Origin of the sequence: Polycladidibacter stylochi (assembly GCF_001562055.1) — a bacterium.
GTDB classification, from domain to species: Bacteria; Pseudomonadota; Alphaproteobacteria; order Rhizobiales; family Stappiaceae; genus Pseudovibrio; species Pseudovibrio stylochi.
Genome location: NZ_LLWE01000030.1, coordinates 1 through 17,388, shown reverse-complemented (window position 1 = coordinate 17,388; position 17,388 = coordinate 1). Strand labels below are relative to the sequence as shown.

Genomic DNA, 17,388 nt, shown 5'->3' with positions numbered 1-17,388 from the left:
GCAAGAAGAAAGGCGAACTCACCTCGTTGGGCAGGCTTAAAAACAAAGGGGCCAAAACCTATTTAGTTTTCCATAGGAAACACTTAGCGCAAAAATCTAAGTACACGAACCAACCAACGTACCCAGGTTTTTGAAGGGTAATCACGATAAAAATCGATGGCTGTTTTAGCTATGATTTCATTCCAGCTGGGATAGGGAAATGTGTAGGCTAGCAGACTGGAGAGCTTTTCTTTTCTTGCAATGGATTTCGATAGCAAACCTATCAGTTCTCCTGCATTCTCCCCAACGGCTTGCGCCCCGAGCAACTGACCGCGCTTGTTGACAATAAGGCGAAGGAAGCCATTTGTTTTGCCGCTCGCAACTGCTCTGTCGCATTTACTAAAAGACGTTTGGAGCTGTTTACAGTCTTTTTTATATTTTTGACGTGCCTCTTGCAGACTCAAACCAGCTTTTGCCAAAGGTGGGTCCGTATAAACCACTTGAGGTACAAGCATTTTATGATGCGATATCGGCAGGGAAAACAAAAGATGCCGTAACAACATTGACGCCTGTGCACCTGCTGAGTGGGTAAACTGTGAGATCCCATTTACATCGCCAAGCGCATAAACGCGGCTGTTTGTCGTTCTGAAACGATGGTCAACCGCAATAGCACCCCCGTTGAGTGCGATACCCGCTGCCTCCAGCTCTAAGCCGTGGATTGCAGGTTTACGCCCTGCTGCGACCAGTAAATGACTGCCTTTAATACTTCGCATCTCTCCTTGTGCACTTTGCGCGTGAACCCGAACGCCTACATGCTCGTCGTTATCATCCAGACACTTGCTGATGCCAGTTACGCTATGTCCTGTTAAAATAACAACTCCCTCGCTTTCAAGCTGTTCCATCAGAGGCTGCTTCAAGTCTTGCTCAAAATTAGCAAGTGGTTCTTTAGCTTCGATAATTGTCAACTCAGCACCAAGGCGTCTTTGTGCTTGACCTAACTCCAACGCAATGACCCCACCACCGATGATAATAAGATGCGCCGGGCACTGGTTGAGAGAAAAAATGGTTTCATTGGTTAGATATGGCTGCTCTTCCAGCCCTTTTATTGCTGGGATGCTGGGCGACGAGCCTGTCGCAATGACAAATCTTTTTGCTTTGATTGTTACATCACCCGCCATAAGCTGGGTTGGGGTGCGAAAGTAAGCGGCCTCTCTTAAGACCATAACGCCAAGCTTTTCAAAGCGTTCCTGCGAGTCGTGCGGGGCAATTTGTGCGATTGCGCTTTGAATATGTGCATGAACTGCTTCGTATTCCACTTGGACAGCGGAAGCGTGAACACCCAACTGATCACCGCGCTTACACTCGGCCACAATGTGAGCTACTGCCAACATTGCCTTTGATGGAACACAGCCATAGTTGAGGCAATCTCCCCCCATAGCTCCCTTTTCAACCAGAACAACGTTTTGGCCAAATGCAGCGGCACCTGCGGCAATGGTTAACCCTGCCGCACCTGCGCCAATGATGCAAATATCAGGGCAAAGGATTTTTTTTTGAGGGGTGTCGTTGTCCTGTTTCATTATTCACTGCCTTACAACAGATTTGTAATAGTGATAGAACACGGGGATAAGTGATACGAAGGCCAAAAACAGCAGCCCCCAAACAAGGTGTGGTGTTACCAGTGCCTCTAATTCTATGTGACAACTATTATCTGTCAGGCATCCTTCATTGGCCGCCTCTTGCGCCAGAATAACACTTTCTAAACCCGTACCAATAAAAACATAGGCAAATGAGCCTGGTATGATGCCGAGGAAAGTTGTTATCAAAAATGTTCTTAACGGTACTTTTAATAGTGCGGGAGCAATATTAACCGCCCAAAACGGAAAAATCGGACACAAACGTAGAAATAACAGATAGTTAAAGGCGTTATTCTCAAACCCTTTTGCCATCTTTTGGGCTAGCGGTCCTGCTCTTTTTGCCAGTGTTTGCCCGAACGCTGTCTGTGCAGCCCAAAAAACTATCGTTGCCCCCAAACTGGCTGAAACCACTGATAGTGTAACTCCCAGCACCAAACCAAAAAAGAAGCCGCCAACAATCGTTAAGAATGCAGCGCCGGGGAATGATAGTGCCGTTAATAAAATATATATCACCATATAGGCCGTGATGAAGTAAAGCGGCGATCTGGCTAGTTCCGCGTTGAGATCATTACGGTTTCGTATGAGTTCTTCCAAGCTTATGTGTTGATACCATCCGAGCGCGTAGGCCATAACCGCCAGTGCTGCGATAACAAGCAAGGGGATCCAGCGCTTCATTGTGCTGATCCGGTGTCTTGGTTGTTGTTTCGCGCTCATTGAGGTTTTCATATTGCCTGTTATCTGTTCCCACGTGAATAGACATGGTAATTACAATGGGATTGCAGCTTATCATTGAGACAAAACTGCGCTGCACACACCGGTTATGGGATAACTATTCTCTCATTCCGTTGATAGTTTCATATAACCAGAGGTCGTTTGGCCTTTGCTCTTCATCGCGATTATTGATGCAAACAGTTCTAGCAGTTGCTTCAAGCGATTCTCGCTCATTGCCTAGTCCATTTATAGGGCATGATTTCTTCAAGTAATAATCACAGGTTCGTGGGTACTTTGTTACAATTTTTCTTTGTTCTCCAGATTCCGACCCAATTGCAGGGATTGACAGCATTTATTTCGCTAAAAATATGGGTTTGTCTGCATATTCGAGCAGCGTAATTATTGACTTGTTTGCCTGTGACGCATATAAGCCGCTCGACTAGGAATGCCGTTAGTGACCTTGCTTGGACAGGGTCCCATGTGAAAATATGGTTGAAACGGTAGATCCACCCACTATTTAAATAGCAGAGTTTGCTCTGCGTACAGGTAGATGAAATGAAGCGTACATTCCAACCGAGCAATCTTGTTCGCAAGCGCCGCCACGGTTTTCGTGCTCGCATGGCAACAAAGAACGGCCGTCTTGTTCTTGCACGTCGTCGTGCCAAAGGCCGTAAGCGTCTGAGTGCCTAATATCGATGGTTGCTTGGCGGCTACTTGTTTTTTAACCCAAACTGGACACCGCCGTAAAACCATGGAAACTTTAAGAAAGCGCTCCGAGTTCCTTGCCGTTGCTAAAGGCGGCCGGACACCTCGGCGCGCTTTTTTACTTCAAGCGGCCGTAACCCGCGCTGAAGGCCCGCCACGAATGGGTTATACTGTTACGAAAAAAACCGGAAACTCGGTGGAACGCAGCCGAATTAAGCGACGGTTACGGGCAGCTGTTGCCCAACTCGACCCCACGCTTGCCAAATCCGGTGCTGATTATGTGCTAATCGGACGACGCGCCGCATTGAACTTACCCTTCGACATGTTATTGGCTGATTTGCAAAAAAGCGTAAAAAACGCTTTCAAGCCAAAGCAAGCGCGTTATAACAAAGCAAAGTCAAACCCCAAAGCTTTTGCCCAGACTGTAGCAGGGAATGGCTCTACTAATACTTTTAAACAAGACAAGATGAGTGATCCAGTCGATGAACGATAATCGCAATATGATCCTAGCCATCGTCCTATCGCTGGCCGTACTGCTTGGTTGGCGGTATTTTGTCGCCAAGCCTGAGCTGGACGCACAACAGGCTGCACAGCAGGCCCAGCAAGACCAGAGCGTGGCAGATGGCACGAAACCGCGTCCTAACGTTGATAGTGCGCAAAGTCCGGCCCAAGCCAACGTGGCGGGTGACAAACGCCAAGTGGTGAGCCGTGATGCAGCGCTGCAACAAAGTGCGCGGGTGGCGATTGATAGCCCTAGCCTTTCTGGTTCCATTAACTTGGTGGGCGGCAAATTCGATGATCTTCGATTGAAGAAGTATCGGGAAACGCTGGATGAAGACAGCCCAACCGTTGTTTTGTTATCACCTAAAAACAGTCCGAACCCATATTATGCAGATTATGGCTGGGTTGCGAATACAGGTGCCGATATCAAGCTGCCTAAAGCAGATACGCTTTGGAGCCTTAAAGGCAATGCAACCTTAAGCCCGAACAAACCAGTTACGCTGACTTGGGATAATGGCGAAGGGCTTGTTTTTGAACGTAACTTGACGGTTGACGAGAACTATATGTTCCATGTCGACCAAAAAGTTACCAACAATAGCGGCAAGGAAATTACGCTTTACCCATATGGTATGATTGTTCGTACTGGCGAACCAAAAACCTCTGGTTATTTTGTGCTGCACGAAGGCTTGATCGGCTTTGTAGGCGAAGAAGGCCTTCAGGAAATCAAGTATAATGACCTTGTTGAAGATGGCCCTGTACGCCCTAAAAAGGCATCAAGCGGCTGGGTTGGTATTACCGATAAGTACTGGGCAACGGCACTTATTCCCACTCAAGGTAAAGAGTACCAGCCAAGCTTTAGCTACCAGCAAGCTAGCAATAACTTCCAAAGCGATTTCCTGGGGGAAGCTGTTAAGGTTGCCGACGGCAGTAGCGGGGAAAACAAATCCATGCTGTTTGCAGGTGCGAAGGTTTCCAGCCTGTTAACCGCGTACCAAAATGCTGACAACATTCAAAGCTTCGAGCTGATGATTGATTGGGGCTGGTTCTACTTCATTACCAAGTTTATGTTCTGGCTTCTCGACCTGCTCTACGGTGTTGTTGGGAACTTCGGTATTTCCATTTTGCTGGTTACTGTGATTGTTAAGGCGTTGTTCTTCCCGCTGGCGAACAAGTCTTACGTATCCATGAGTAAGATGAAGCTTGTACAGCCGAAAATGCAGGATATCCGCGAGAAGTACAAGGATGATCGTGCCAAGCAACAACAAGCGATGATGGAGCTTTACAAGACCGAGAAGATTAATCCGATGGCAGGGTGCCTGCCGATGTTGATCCAGATTCCGGTGTTTTTCTCGCTTTATAAGGTGTTGTTTGTAACCATTGAAATGCGTCAGGCACCATTCTTTGGCTGGATTCAGGATTTGTCTATGCCTGATCCGACAAACTTGTTCACCTTGTTTGGGCTGATTCCTTGGGATCCACCTAGCATTATGGTGTTGGGCATATGGCCGTTGATAATGGGTATCACCATGTTCTTACAAATGAAGATGAACCCGGCACCAGCAGAGCCTGCACAGCAAATGATTTTTACCTGGATGCCCGTCCTATTTACTTTCATGTTGGCATCTTTCCCCGCTGGCCTTGTAATTTACTGGGCATGGAACAACTCGCTTTCCATTCTCCAGCAAGGAATTATCATGAAACGTCAAGGGGTTAAGTTTGAGTTGTTTGATAATGTGAAGGCAACTTTCAAACGGAAACCAAAAGAAAAAGCCGAAAAGTAAAAACCGCTTTTTAACAATAACCCCGCCTGATGCCCGTCAGGCGGGGTTTTCTTTTCGCCCTTTGCGGGGATAAAGTGACTGAATTAGCGTGAATAAAAGCAGATGCCGGGCTTGGTTTCGTGCTAGAGAGCCCTTCACTCAAGACCATTTGCAGGCTAGAAAGCGCAGTATGACAAACGAAAATGAATTCACCGCAGAAGAAGTTGAACAAGGCCGCCTGATGTTTGCCGAGCGCTGGGAATTTGATACCAGTGTTGCCGAAATCGCCAAATTGCCGCCACTTGATAAACTGGAAATTGCTTTTTGTGGCCGCTCCAACGTTGGTAAATCTAGCCTTATCAATGCCTTAACAGGCCGCAAGGGGCTTGCGCGCACCTCGAATACCCCAGGTCGCACGCAAATGCTCAATTTCTTTTCTGCCCAGTCCAGCCCTATTACTTTGGTTGACATGCCCGGCTATGGTTATGCCGAGGCTCCTAAAGGTATGGTCGATGCTTGGACCGAATTGGTTTTTGATTACCTGCGGGGCCGCTCCACGTTAAGAAGAGTTTTTGCATTGGTGGATAGCCGCCACGGCATTAAGAAGAATGATATGGAAGCCTATGCAATTTTGAACAAGGCGGCGGTGCCCTACCAGATTGTTTTGACAAAAGCGGACAAGATCAAGCCCGGTCAACTGGAACGTGTTAAAGCAGAAACCCTTGAAAAAATTGCGAAAAGTCCTGCAGCTCATCCTGAAGTTTTAACAAGTTCCTCTGAGAAAAACTTAGGACTTGAGGAAATTCGCGCTACTTTCTACCGGCTGGCACAGCAGGGTTAAATACTTGTTTTTTATAGCCTTAATCCTAACGGGATCAAGTGCGACCAAGGCAATAGCGAGATAGCTGGCAAACTCCTTGAAATCGTGTTTGGCAGCTTTATCCACGCCTTGGCTCTTTTGTCGTTTTTTTAATCTGGTATATTGGCGGTTGCCGACATTTTTAGTGCTTTACTTAAGGTGTTGGTTGCGCTGAGTTTCTTGGGCCGAATAATCACTTGGCCTTTTATTGATATCTATTTTTGGTGAAATCTCCATGAGCAGCTGTGATAGTAATAACCGTGCCCACGTGATCGCCCAGGCTTTGCCTTATATGCAGCGATACGATGACCGCAAAGTTGTGGTGAAGTATGGCGGCAATGCCATGGGGGATGATAGTTTATCCGAGGCTTTTGCACGCGATATTACCCTGCTCCGGCAATCTGGTGTGCACCCTGTTGTGGTGCATGGGGGCGGGCCGCAAATTGGTGCAATGCTAGACCGCTTGCAGATAAAAAGCGAGTTCAAGGGCGGTTTACGCGTCACCACCAAGGCAACCGTTGAAGTGGTTGAAATGGTGCTATGTGGCTCAATAAATAAGAATATTGTCCAGAATATCAATGCTGTAGGTGGCCGCGCAATTGGCCTTTGCGGCAAGGATGGCGGCATGGTGCGGGCACGAAAACTACACCGTACCCACCGTGACCCTGATTCTAAAATTGAAGAAGTTCTGGACCTCGGATTTGTGGGTGAGCCGGATTTTGTGAATCCGACAGTGCTGAATATGATTTTAGAGCAAGACCTTATCCCCGTTGTTGCACCGGTTGCACCTGGGCAGGACAGCGAAACCTACAACATTAATGCCGATACTTTTGCCGGTGCTATTGCCGGTTCGCTCAATGCCAAGCGCCTGCTGTTTTTAACAGATGTCCCCGGCGTTCTTGGGCGTGATGGCAAGCTGATTAAGCATCTCACCGTTGCCGAAGCGCGGGCTATGATTATCGACGGTACTATTTCTGGCGGCATGATTCCAAAAGTGGAGACGTGCATAGAAGCGCTTGATCGCGGTGTTGAAGGCGTTGTTATTGTGGATGGAAAAGTACCACATTCGGTATTGCTTGAACTGTTTACCGACCACGGCGCAGGTACTTTGATTGTAAAGTAGCCTTTGTTGGTGCGGGTATGAGTGGTACTTATACCCGCTTTTGAGCCGTATTTACTTTGTGAGCTGTTTTGTGTGCAAATGCTACGCATACCTGCTTCAAATCGGCTCAATAACGGTTCGAAAATGGTGCAATCGACACCAAAAGGGGTTTGGCCGCCCTTTTGCTAGCGCACCAGCTTTAGCCCCATCGCATTTAGAATATCGGACTGCGCTTTTTGTGAGATGCGCATATTACGATAGGCCTTGCTGGCATTGAGGTTGAAACCGGCCAATGAGCTTTTGGTTAAATCGGCCAGCGTGAAGTCGGCATTTTGAATATCGGCAAAATCAAGCACACATGCGGTAAAGCATGCTTCATGAAAAGATGAGCCTGACAGGTCCGCTTCTTTCATATCGCAGTTACGAAATTCGCATGAATTCAAGTTATGATTAGCCAGATTACTAAAACGCATATCACAGTTAGTAACTGTCAACTCATTCAAGCTGGCCTTTCCTGCAAAGACGCGGGAGAACTGGCAATCCTTCCATGTAATGCCTTGCATTTTGCTTTCCTCAAAATGCGCAGCGCATAAAGTGCAGCCATGCATTGTGCCAATTTGCAGATCGCAGTTTTTAAAGCTGGTTTCTTTCAGATCGCAAAAGCGGAACTTACTGCCCTGTTTGCTTTGCGGGTCGTAAAAGCGGCAATTGTTGAACTGGGTGCCGGTTAAATCGCAGGAAGCGAAAACAACGGCTGGAAAAACACAGTTTTCAAACTGGCAATCTAACAGTTGAACTGCTGATAGCTGCTGAGCTGGGGCAAAAGTACAATCCTCGAATTCTACGGCTTCCAGTTGGAGTTGGTCCATCTCCACTGCGGATAAATCAGCCCCTTTGATATGTGTGGTGGTTTTCAATAGTTCTTGTAGTTTTTCATTGTCCAGTACAAAAGACTCTGACATTTCACGCACCTAGGTTCGTTATGATCGCCCTATCAATACCAAGCATATTGTTTTGTTATTATCCTAACTATGGACTATGTGTGCAAGTAACAACTAAGCAGCAAATATCGCATTCATTGGTTGGCAAGGGATAGTGCACCTATTCTGGCATGAATAAACGCTTTTCAACCAGCCTGAATGTGTATATCTATGGGCGCGTCCTGCTTGCCATTGCGCCCTGCCCTATTGTTTTTACGCATCTTTTAACATGGTAATGCGCTAACATTGTTGGAGACTTATGCCCTACTCTGCTTTTAAGAGAACTGATTGCTGGATTTTTGACCTCGACAACACACTTTATCCGGCACGTACCAACTTGTTTGCGCAGATTAACAAGAAGATTGCCGAGTATGTGCAAAGGGTAACCGGGCATGCGGCTGAAGAAGCGCAGCTGCTTAAAAAGCGTTATTATTTGACTTATGGCACCACGCTGAACGGCTTGATGAAAGAGCACGACGTGGACCCTTTTGATTACCTTGAATATGTGCATGACATTGACCACTCGGCACTGGAGCGCAACGAAAAGCTTGGTGAAGCTATCGCTAAGCTACCCGGTCGGCGGTTTATCCTCACCAACGGCACACGCCGTCATGCGGAAGCGGTGGCCGGATGCCTTGGGATTACCCATCATTTTGACGAGATTTTCGGCATTATTGAAGCGGACTTTGTGCCCAAACCATCGCGCCAGACCTACGAAAAGTTTTTAGCAACTTATGATGTTGTCCCTGAAAAAGCCGCTATGTTTGAGGATTTAGCACGTAATTTGCTTGTACCGCATGATATGGGTATGCGAACCATTTTAATTGAACCTTGTGCCATTGGCCGTGAATTGCACAAGGGCTGGGATGGTGAACAGGTTGACTTGGGCCATGTTGAGCACAAGACCCAAGAGCTTGATGTGTTTTTAGAGCGGGTGCTTACCCAACTATAAGCAATGAATTTTTGCAGGACGTTTTACCGTTTGCGATGCCACGCCCTGCTGAAAATCTCTTCGCCTTACAAGCTGATTGTTTTGTCAGCAAACTTCAATTTTTCGATATTCGTTAGGGTGTCGACCCCATCACGGCCGCTCTTATGATCGCGAACGACAACTTTGTTTGCGTTCTTTTCGATTGTGTATTGTGAGGCCTTGCCACGGAACACGACAGTGTCTAAGCCTTTGTTACCATTGATTTGATTGTTACCTGCATTACCCCAGAAAGTGTTGTTGTATTTATTGCCAATAATTCCAGCGTTTTCACGGCCCGAGAGCGCAACCTTTAATAAATGTTGTGATTTGTGGCTATAGGCGACCCCTTCTTGCTCAACCATCAAGAATTGCCCCTTGAAGCTGGCGGGCAAAGTGGCCTTATAGGTTAAGTAAGGTGGAAAGAAGTCTTTGATTATTGCATAGCCTGCCGGGTCGTTTTTCTTTAAATCCTGACGATTGGTTGCAAAGGGATAAGCCCCGAAATGGGTCGTACCCTCAGGAACCTCGCCCACAATATCTTCACCTTCATATACAGTTGGTAGTTGTTTCCATAGATCGAGATAAACATCATAAACTGCGGCAAAGTACTCGTTATTATGGTTTTCGGGCTCATCTTCTGGCCAACCCTGGAAACCTTTTGCTGAAGCAGCATCTGTCGCTGCTTCAATTTCCTTTTGGAAGTCAGGCAATACTTTTTTAATACCGTAGTCATGTACGAAATGGAGAATCTCTTCAAAAGCGGCATCACGCGTTTTATGCTGAAGATAATCGGGAGAGCCTTCTACTGTTATCTCATTTTCTCGTAGATCTTGCAGTTTAGTTACCGTTCCGTGAAGCATAATTTCTTCCAGATTTGGATCTTCCAAGCCACTGCTATCATTTAGGAATATCATTGCAGCTTGCTGGTTAGCCAAACTATTGGCAACCGCTACTTTATTTGCTCCGTATTTAGTCCCAGGCGCATTCGTCAGTATATGTTTTAAAACATTTCTGCCTTTAATGATTTTTTCACGCGACCATTTATCCTGAATAAGAATATGGATCGGCTTGCCATTCGGTGCTGTTACACTGGTGTAGTATTTAAACATTTCCTTATATGGACCAGGTACAGTTTCCGGCAGTACTACAATTCCGTCCTCTGAGGCCTTAGTATTAATTGTTTCGGGAAAGACAATAGTACCGTCACTTTCTGGAAAAGTCCGAAAGCTATCGCTGCAGGAGGCAAGCACAGCTGTCGATAAAAACGCGGCTATTTTAATGTATTTCTTCATTTGATATTACTCGGAATTCTATTTTCGTTTTTGTCTTTCATGAAAGGTCTGCTGTAGCTTTAGGCTTTGCGGATATAGTGCATGCCATTCATTAAGTTCATTAGTTTTACGCACGCAAACCTGTCACATTTTCATGTGTGCGAAGAATGTAGCTGTTCTTATTCAACTATCATATTGTTTTATATGGTTATTTACACTTGCCGTTCGCACTCCATCTTTGTAAGAGACAAATAATATAGAATCTGTCATGACCAACACAGCTAATAGTTTAATTTCGTAAAATGTTCCATTTTATGGCGAACTTAAAAAATTAAGTACAATTATTAAAGATCTGGGATTTACTGCTTAAACTGCGAAAAAAACGCGGTGGAAATCTGGACGTTTTTCTTTCAAGGCTTTATTGAGTATTATTCAATCATAGAAAACCTGTCTTGAAACAGGTACCAAACAGAAGGACGTAACTCATGGTGTCATTGCGCGCCCTACATGCGTTTTCGCTGCTCGCCAAACATGGCCGGGCTGCTCGTGCCGCAGAAGATTTGGGAGTGACACCCTCTGCCCTCACTCATTTGTTGCGCTCGCTAGAAAGCGAGCTGGGCGCTGCACTTGTGGTTCGAGATGGCCGCGGGTTGGCGTTAACCGAAGAAGGGCAACGGCTCTCTTCCAACCTTGGCACCTCATTTGACCAAATTGAACATGCGGTTGAGGCTTTCCGACGACGTAGCCGAACCGAGCTACGCATTTCAACACTATCAACAGTCGCCACCCGATGGCTTATTCCACGCCTGCCTGATTTTCAGGCCAAACACCCAGATATTGAATTGCTGATTTCGACCAGTATGCGGCTTGTGGATCTGGACCGCGAGTCTTACGACTGTGCCATTCGGCTTGGCGACGGGGCCTGGCCGCATGTGGAACGGCAAATGCTTTGGAAAGAGGATTTGGCCGTAGCGTTTGCGCCGCAACTGACCGTGAGCAAAAACCCCGACATTTCGTTTTTGCACGAACTGAAACTTCTGCACACTTCCTCGCGCCGTGAAGACTGGCCGGAGTGGTTGAAAATGGCTGAAATCGAGCACCCCGATATGACTGCCGGTGCCATGTTTGAAAGCCGCAATATGGCTATTCAAGCAGCTGTGGCCGGTATGGGCGCAATTGCCATTGATACCCACTTTGTGGAACAGGAAGTGGCGGCAGGGCATTTGGTAATGCCGGAATGGCCCAAGTTTACCCAAGAAACCGGCTATTGGTTTGTGCGTAATGCCAACCGGCCTCTCACCCGCCCAGTTGCGGCTTTTCGTGACTGGTTGATTGAACAAGCGGATGCCGACGTACCGCCCGTGCAAAGCGAACAAGGCTAGCACGCACGGCAACTGGCACAGCTGACACAGTAATTGTGAAAAAGGAGGGTCCAAGCTCTCCTTTTTGTTATTTTGCCTGATGCTACTTAATAATTTCGGCAAATTGCACCCTTTGACGAAATAATGGGCAGCACTTTAACATGGCAGGTGTGCAGTTGCGCCATATTGACAGAAGGCTTTTGCTGGCTTACCTGCTTAGCAACATATTATTGGTGCATTGCCTATGTTTTCTCTAGTTTTTAGGGATGCGCCCAAGCCTTATGACCATGAGGGGTTTTTTACCAAATGAGCCAAGCCGACCTTGCTGCCTTAGAAGCCACCATCAACGCTGCGTTTGATGCCCGCGATAATATCACCACCGAAACCACCGGCGATGTGCGCGACGCTGTTGTAAAAACGCTAGACCTGCTCGACAAGGGCATTTTGCGTGTTGCCGAGCGTAAGGGCAACGACTGGAGCGTCAACCAGTGGGCAAAAAAGGCCGTGCTGCTTTCTTTCCGTCTGAACCCGATGGAAATCATCAAGGGCGGCCCTGATGGCGCAACTTGGTGGGACAAAGTGCCTTCCAAATTCCTTGGCTGGGGCGCAGAAGAATTCACCGAAGCCGGTTTTCGCGCCGTGCCGGGCGCTGTTGTGCGCAAGTCCGCATTTATCGGCAAATCAGCAGTGTTGATGCCTTCCTTCGTCAACCTTGGTGCGTATGTTGACGAAGGCACTATGGTTGATACATGGGTGACTGTTGGCTCTTGTGCGCAGATTGGTAAAAACGTGCATCTTTCTGGCGGTGTTGGCATTGGCGGCGTTCTGGAGCCATTGCAGGCTGGTCCGGTTATCATTGAAGACAACTGCTTTATCGGTGCCCGTTCTGAAGTGGTTGAGGGTGTGATTGTTCGCGAAGGCGCTGTACTGGCGATGGGTGTGTTCATATCTGCAACCACCAAAATTATCGACCGCACCACTGGCGAAGTGTTTGTGGGTGAAGTCCCTGCCTACTCGGTTGTGGTGCCTGGCAGCCTGCCTGGAAAACCACTACCAGATGGTACCCCCGGCCCAAGCCTTGCCTGTGCAGTGATTGTAAAACGCGTCGACGCCCAAACCCGCGCCAAAACGTCGGTCAACGATTTGCTACGCGATTAATTTCGCCCAATATAGCAATTTGATGCTGGAAAGCCGGGGACCACTCCGGCTTTTAATTTGTTTTATGGCATAGTATCGCTATAACGCGATGACTGGCATAGGCATGCCCAAGACCCGATAGTGAGGCAGCATGAGCATTGAAAAAATGCAAATCCCGCTTAACCCGAATGATTGGCACGGGTTTTCCTATGAAACCCTGTTCGTTAGCAAGGCCGGGAATGGGCTTTACAAAGTTGAAAATACCCCGTTTTTTGCCCGTGGTGTACATTATCTGGACTTGGTAGAAGCGCGGCCTGCCAAAAAGGCACTTATGTTCAAAGGCGTTAGCAAGCGCTCTGGCTACAGCACTTACCGCATTATTGTTGAGACAACGGCATGCGAGAACGAATTCGCCGCCGAGTGGGAAAAACTACGCCAAATGGGATGCACCTGCGAAGACCTTGAAGGCGAATTGCCGCTGTTTTCGGTCATGGTACCGCCCAGTTGCGATCTTCCACAGGTGGAGGCCATACTTATTGAGGCCGAGGATATGGGCATTTGGTCCTTTGAGAAAGCCTAGCATGCTCCTATAGCAAACAACAATTCCCACCCGTTGTGATCGTATTATAGCGGGAAACCAAGTGCTTTAAGCTCCGCACGTACTTGTGACGGACTTTTAAAGTGTATGGCACCCATACCTACACCACGTGCGGCCTCTACATTGCTTAAGTTATCATCGATAAAGATCAACTCGCCGGCCTTGAGATTATTACGCGAAATCAGAGATTGATAAATGGCCGGGTCTGGCTTGAGCAGCTTTTCTTCTGCCGATACCACTGTGTCGATAAAGCTCTCTGCCAAATAGGGGTAGATCTTTTTCGCCTCCTCAAACTTCTCGCTAGAAAAGTTGGTAATAGCGTAGAGCGGCACCCCTTCTTGCTTGAGGGTGAACATCATTTCGCGGGTTTCGATAATCTCGCCGCCCAGCATTTCTTCCCAGCGGCTATCATAGGCCTGAATAAGTTCGGCATACTGCGGAAATTCCGAGGTTTTTTCGGCAACAGCAACGCTCCAGGGCCGCCCTCTATCTTGCTCCAGGTTCCACTCCATCGGGCACACCGTGGATAAGAACCATTGGCGCTTTTCATCGTCGGGAATTAGTTTTTTATAGAGGTTCTCCGGATCCCAGCGGATAAACACATTACCTATATCAAATACAACTGCTTTAAATTCGCTTTTCATGCAAAGGACCTTCTTGATAATATACCATCAGCATGCTGTTTTATTTGCTGTAGCCACCTAGAAATATAGCGTAAAAGCTACCACATATCTTCTAGAGTTTTTTGAAGACAGCTTTTTAACAACTGCCCTGTGAGGCATGCTTTCAAAAAGATTTGTCAATATAACGACTTACAAATGACCCGCCCTTAAATGATTATAGGTATTATTAGATTTCCACCTGTGACAACTTGTAGGTTTACCTTAATTTTTAAAGGGGGGATAACATAGTAGTCTTTTGGAAGACTTCATTCATTGTTGATTGCCGAAGTACTTATGTAACCGGTAATTATTTTTTGTTTCTTGGCCTTATATTGGCCTTTAACTAATAAGCTAGGTAATCATTATGCCCCATACTCAGCCGGGCGATAACCCCTATTTAACCGAGCCGTTAGGAAAACTATTCGTTAGTAATGGCCTCCCCCTTGTGATTGTGATGGTTTTAAATGCATCAGCTATTCTTGTTGATGCGATATTCTTGGGCCGCTTTGCGGGTGCCGAGGCCATTCAAGCTGTCACGCTGGTATTTCCGCTCTTCATGTTCATCATTGCTATCAATACGCTCGTTGGCGCAGGAACGGGCAGTATTCTGGCACGCCGTCTCGGCGCTAAAGACTTTACCGGAGCTGAGCGGATTTATTTCCACGCTCACGCGCTGGTTGGCGTCATTTCGCTAATCCTCATGGTGAGCTATTTCGCCAGCTATCAAGATGTGTTGTTGGCGCTGTCTGAAGGAGATCAGGGCCTTGCCGACTTAAGCAGCACATACATTACCCCAATTGTAGCCGCTGTATTACTACCTGCCATACTGACTTTGCAATCTGACTGTTTGCGCAGTGAGGGACACGTGAAACAAATGTCTTTGCTGTTTATCATTAGCATTTTCAGTAATATGGCATTCAACTATTTGTTGATTGTGGTTATGGGCCTTGGTGTCTTTGGCTCTGCGTTGGGCACTATTTTAGCGCAGGCTGTGAGTGTGTGCGTGGTTGTTGGCTTCCGCTTTAGCAAGCGCTCTAAATTACAGCTCAAGTTTTACGGACGGGCACAGTTGTGGGAAGAATGGAAAGATATCATTTTTCTTGGGCTACCGGGCGCGCTTAGCTATATCGGCGTCAGCCTTATGGCTGCCTTTGTTCTATTTGCGATCCAGACCCATGGCACAGCTGAAAGTGCAGCGACGACAACGGCCTATGGTATCTATAACCGCTTGGTAACTTTTTACTTTTTACCTCTTCTTGGTTTTGCAATGGCAGCTCAAAGCATTATCGGGAATAATGTAGGGGCAAAGCAATATCACCGTGCCAACCAATCCCTGCGCATTTTGATTGTCACGACAACGCTTTATTCACTCATCATGCAGGCATTATTCATGCTGGCACCAGAAGCATTGGCAGCACTATTTGTTGATGATGTAGCAGTCATTGCTGAAACCAAACGCATTATGCTTTTGGGGTGTGGTTTGATGGTTATCTCTAACATCTCGGTCGTGATTTCCGGTTATTTTCAGGCAATCGGAAACGCCACCATGGCGGGGCTGCTTGGGGTGTGCAAGATTTACTTTTTCTTCCTGCCGCTTGTACTTGTGGTGCCCTATATCAGCGGAGAAGCCGGTATCTGGCTTTCATTGCCGCTGAGCGATGGCTTGAGCCTTATCTTTACTTTTGGACTGTTGTGGGCGATGCGCGGGAAGACCGACCTGCGTTACGGGCTTTTCTTTGTTGAAGAAGAAGCTGTGCTTTCTCCCGAGAACCAAGAGCCAGCGTTAGCGGAATAACAAGCAGATGCAATAGCAATGCAAAGCCCCCAGAGCGACAGCTCCGGGGGCTTGTTTTATAGAGTACTTTGTTATTTTCCTAAAACTTATGTGTTAGGCGGCCCATGAGGGTGGAGCCGTATTCGCCTTTTTCATGGCCTTCGTTGAGCGAGAAGACACCGCCCATGCGTAGCGCTGTTTGCGCGCCCCAGTTCAGCTGATAGTCAGCGCCAAAGTCAAGCTGGCGGGCCTGTGCTGCCAAATCCACATCGAGATGGTCAAAGCTCACATTGCCTTGCAGATCACGCGCACCGGATAAGCGCAGCTGCGCCCCGCCTTGTTCCATCAAAAGTGGCTGGCTGAAGCTTAGTGTGAGACGGTCGTTCTGGGTCAAGAGGCTTTGGGTGCTGAGACCGAAGGAAAAGCCTGTAAAGACGCCTTGATCAAACCCGGTGACAACTCCTGCACCTTGGGCTTGGCTGAGGCCCAGCTCGGCGCTGGCAAACAGATCGAATGCCCCCAGTGGCAGGGCTGCACTGGCATTAAACAAACCGCTTATGGCGTTGAACTGGTCGACCTCGGTATTTCCCATCGTATTCATGGCAAGGCCAAGGTAGGAACCACTTTCGCGCAGCATAGAGGCACCTAGGGCGAGTTTCGCGCCACCTTCAAAGCTGTAACCGGAGGCAAAGCCGAGGCCATAGTTTTGGGCCCCTGCGTTTTGCAGATCACCAAAAGCGAAGAGGCTGGTGGTTTTCTGACCCTGTTTGTTGACAAACGCAAAACCCCTGCCGTTTTGGGCTAAGGCAAAGGCGCTGGATTGCTGAGCTGCAAGGGTGCTGAAGCCAGTGGTGAGCCCAAGTTTTTGGGTAAGCGTGCCGGTTGAACCAAAGCCAAGGATCCAATCGCCCATGGGCAGAGCACCCTCTTCCTTGGCAAAGCTGAAGCTGGCCAGCTGGGCGGCGGTGCTGCCTTGTGCTGTGCTTGCTGGAATGAACTTGGCCAAGCGCTGGTCGAAATTACTTGCCTTTTTCGTGGTGAGTGCTTCGCCCGACACGGTGAACGGGGTGGCAAGCGCATCGTACGCTGTGAAGCTTTTGCCCCTCAAGGCGGCTTGCATGGCGTTACCGCTGGCTGTAGAGGTTTGCATAACCACGTCGTCAAGGTTCATACGCGGGCCGCTGGCCTTAGTTGTGGTGGCAACACCCACATTCCCGATGGGCTTGAACACGGCTTCCATGTCGAGCAGGCCATGGCCGAAGCGCTCATCATAAGCATGTTTTATGCCGTTGCCCACAGTACACGACTCTTTAGTTTATTGAGCGCTTGGGGCAGTTTTTTCGCCATGCCTTAGATGCTCTATCAGGTTTATGGGTAATCCAGT

General features: G+C 47.8%; 16 protein-coding genes. 10 read left to right on the top strand and 6 right to left on the bottom strand.

Features of this window, described 5'->3' with window-relative positions:
- Nucleotides 1-83 precede the first annotated feature (83 nt).
- Together AYK67_RS13435 and AYK67_RS13430 are read right to left on the bottom strand one after the other, a co-directional pair.
- Nucleotides 84-1,556 carry a dihydrolipoyl dehydrogenase family protein gene (locus AYK67_RS13435; RefSeq protein ID WP_068087784.1) on the bottom strand — a complete coding sequence of 491 codons (1,473 nt, stop codon included), beginning with the start codon at nt 1,554-1,556 and terminating at the stop codon, nt 84-86.
- Nucleotides 1,557-1,559: 3 nt separating this feature from the next.
- Nucleotides 1,560-2,327: a TVP38/TMEM64 family protein gene (locus AYK67_RS13430; protein WP_208976303.1), complete on the bottom strand. Its 768-nt coding sequence runs from the start codon at nt 2,325-2,327 to the stop codon at nt 1,560-1,562.
- 552 nt (nt 2,328-2,879) lie between these two features.
- On the opposite strand from AYK67_RS13430, the gene rpmH reads away from it, so the two are divergent.
- From rpmH to argB, 5 genes are all read left to right on the top strand, one after another.
- Nucleotides 2,880-3,014: a 50S ribosomal protein L34 gene (gene rpmH, locus AYK67_RS13425; protein ID WP_068087778.1), complete on the top strand. Its 135-nt coding sequence runs from the start codon at nt 2,880-2,882 to the stop codon at nt 3,012-3,014.
- The gene (gene rnpA, locus AYK67_RS13420; protein ID WP_208976302.1) at nt 3,007-3,522 is read left to right on the top strand and encodes a ribonuclease P protein component; all 516 of its coding nucleotides are present in this window, start codon (nt 3,007-3,009) and stop codon (nt 3,520-3,522) included. Before rpmH ends, rnpA begins: the two co-directional genes overlap by 8 nt.
- A complete protein-coding gene (gene yidC, locus AYK67_RS13415) occupies nt 3,512-5,311 on the top strand; it encodes a membrane protein insertase YidC (RefSeq protein ID WP_068087776.1) in 1,800 nt (599 codons plus the stop codon). The genes rnpA and yidC overlap by 11 nt, the downstream gene beginning before the upstream one ends.
- Nucleotides 5,312-5,480: 169 nt before the next feature.
- On the top strand, nt 5,481-6,131 hold the full coding sequence (yihA, locus tag AYK67_RS13410; RefSeq protein ID WP_068087773.1) for a ribosome biogenesis GTP-binding protein YihA/YsxC: 651 nt from the start codon (nt 5,481-5,483) through the stop codon (nt 6,129-6,131).
- 253 nt (nt 6,132-6,384) lie between these two features.
- Nucleotides 6,385-7,272 carry an acetylglutamate kinase gene (gene argB / locus AYK67_RS13405; RefSeq protein WP_173645122.1) on the top strand — a complete coding sequence of 296 codons (888 nt, stop codon included), beginning with the start codon at nt 6,385-6,387 and terminating at the stop codon, nt 7,270-7,272.
- A gap of 164 nt (nt 7,273-7,436) precedes the next feature.
- Here the strand turns inward: argB and AYK67_RS13400 are convergent, their stop codons facing one another.
- Nucleotides 7,437-8,213, bottom strand: a complete 777-nt coding sequence (locus AYK67_RS13400; RefSeq protein WP_068087772.1) for a pentapeptide repeat-containing protein — start codon at nt 8,211-8,213, stop codon at nt 7,437-7,439.
- A 277-nt stretch (nt 8,214-8,490) separates the two neighbouring features.
- Here AYK67_RS13400 and AYK67_RS13395 point away from each other — a divergent pair, with 277 nt between their 5' ends.
- The gene (locus tag AYK67_RS13395) at nt 8,491-9,183 is read left to right on the top strand and encodes a pyrimidine 5'-nucleotidase (RefSeq protein WP_068087769.1); all 693 of its coding nucleotides are present in this window, start codon (nt 8,491-8,493) and stop codon (nt 9,181-9,183) included.
- Nucleotides 9,184-9,248: 65 nt separating this feature from the next.
- Here the strand turns inward: AYK67_RS13395 and AYK67_RS13390 are convergent, their stop codons facing one another.
- The gene (locus AYK67_RS13390) at nt 9,249-10,493 is read right to left on the bottom strand and encodes a calcium-binding protein (protein WP_068087766.1); all 1,245 of its coding nucleotides are present in this window, start codon (nt 10,491-10,493) and stop codon (nt 9,249-9,251) included.
- 464 nt (nt 10,494-10,957) lie between these two features.
- Here AYK67_RS13390 and AYK67_RS13385 point away from each other — a divergent pair, with 464 nt between their 5' ends.
- The 3 genes from AYK67_RS13385 to AYK67_RS13375 all read left to right on the top strand — a co-directional run bounded on the left by AYK67_RS13385 (nt 10,958) and on the right by AYK67_RS13375 (nt 13,550).
- Nucleotides 10,958-11,854 (top strand): LysR substrate-binding domain-containing protein, encoded by an 897-nt coding sequence (locus AYK67_RS13385; RefSeq protein WP_068087763.1) that lies wholly within the window; start codon nt 10,958-10,960, stop codon nt 11,852-11,854.
- A 285-nt stretch (nt 11,855-12,139) separates the two neighbouring features.
- Complete coding sequence (gene dapD / locus AYK67_RS13380) at nt 12,140-12,991, top strand: 2,3,4,5-tetrahydropyridine-2,6-dicarboxylate N-succinyltransferase (RefSeq protein ID WP_068087761.1); 852 nt, start codon at nt 12,140-12,142, stop codon at nt 12,989-12,991.
- A gap of 130 nt (nt 12,992-13,121) precedes the next feature.
- On the top strand, nt 13,122-13,550 hold the full coding sequence (locus tag AYK67_RS13375; RefSeq protein ID WP_068087758.1) for a DUF4265 domain-containing protein: 429 nt from the start codon (nt 13,122-13,124) through the stop codon (nt 13,548-13,550).
- Between the two features lie 44 nt (nt 13,551-13,594).
- On the opposite strand, the gene AYK67_RS13370 is transcribed toward AYK67_RS13375, so the two are convergent.
- Nucleotides 13,595-14,212, bottom strand: coding sequence for an HAD family hydrolase (locus AYK67_RS13370; RefSeq protein ID WP_068087757.1), 618 nt, complete (start codon nt 14,210-14,212; stop codon nt 13,595-13,597).
- Nucleotides 14,213-14,594: 382 nt separating this feature from the next.
- Here AYK67_RS13370 and AYK67_RS13365 point away from each other — a divergent pair, with 382 nt between their 5' ends.
- A complete protein-coding gene (locus tag AYK67_RS13365; protein WP_068087756.1) occupies nt 14,595-16,025 on the top strand; it encodes an MATE family efflux transporter in 1,431 nt (476 codons plus the stop codon).
- Nucleotides 16,026-16,104: 79 nt separating this feature from the next.
- Here AYK67_RS13365 and AYK67_RS13360 read toward each other — a convergent pair whose 3' ends face one another.
- Nucleotides 16,105-17,301 carry a hypothetical protein gene (locus AYK67_RS13360; RefSeq protein ID WP_068087754.1) on the bottom strand — a complete coding sequence of 399 codons (1,197 nt, stop codon included), beginning with the start codon at nt 17,299-17,301 and terminating at the stop codon, nt 16,105-16,107.
- Nucleotides 17,302-17,388 lie beyond the last annotated feature (87 nt).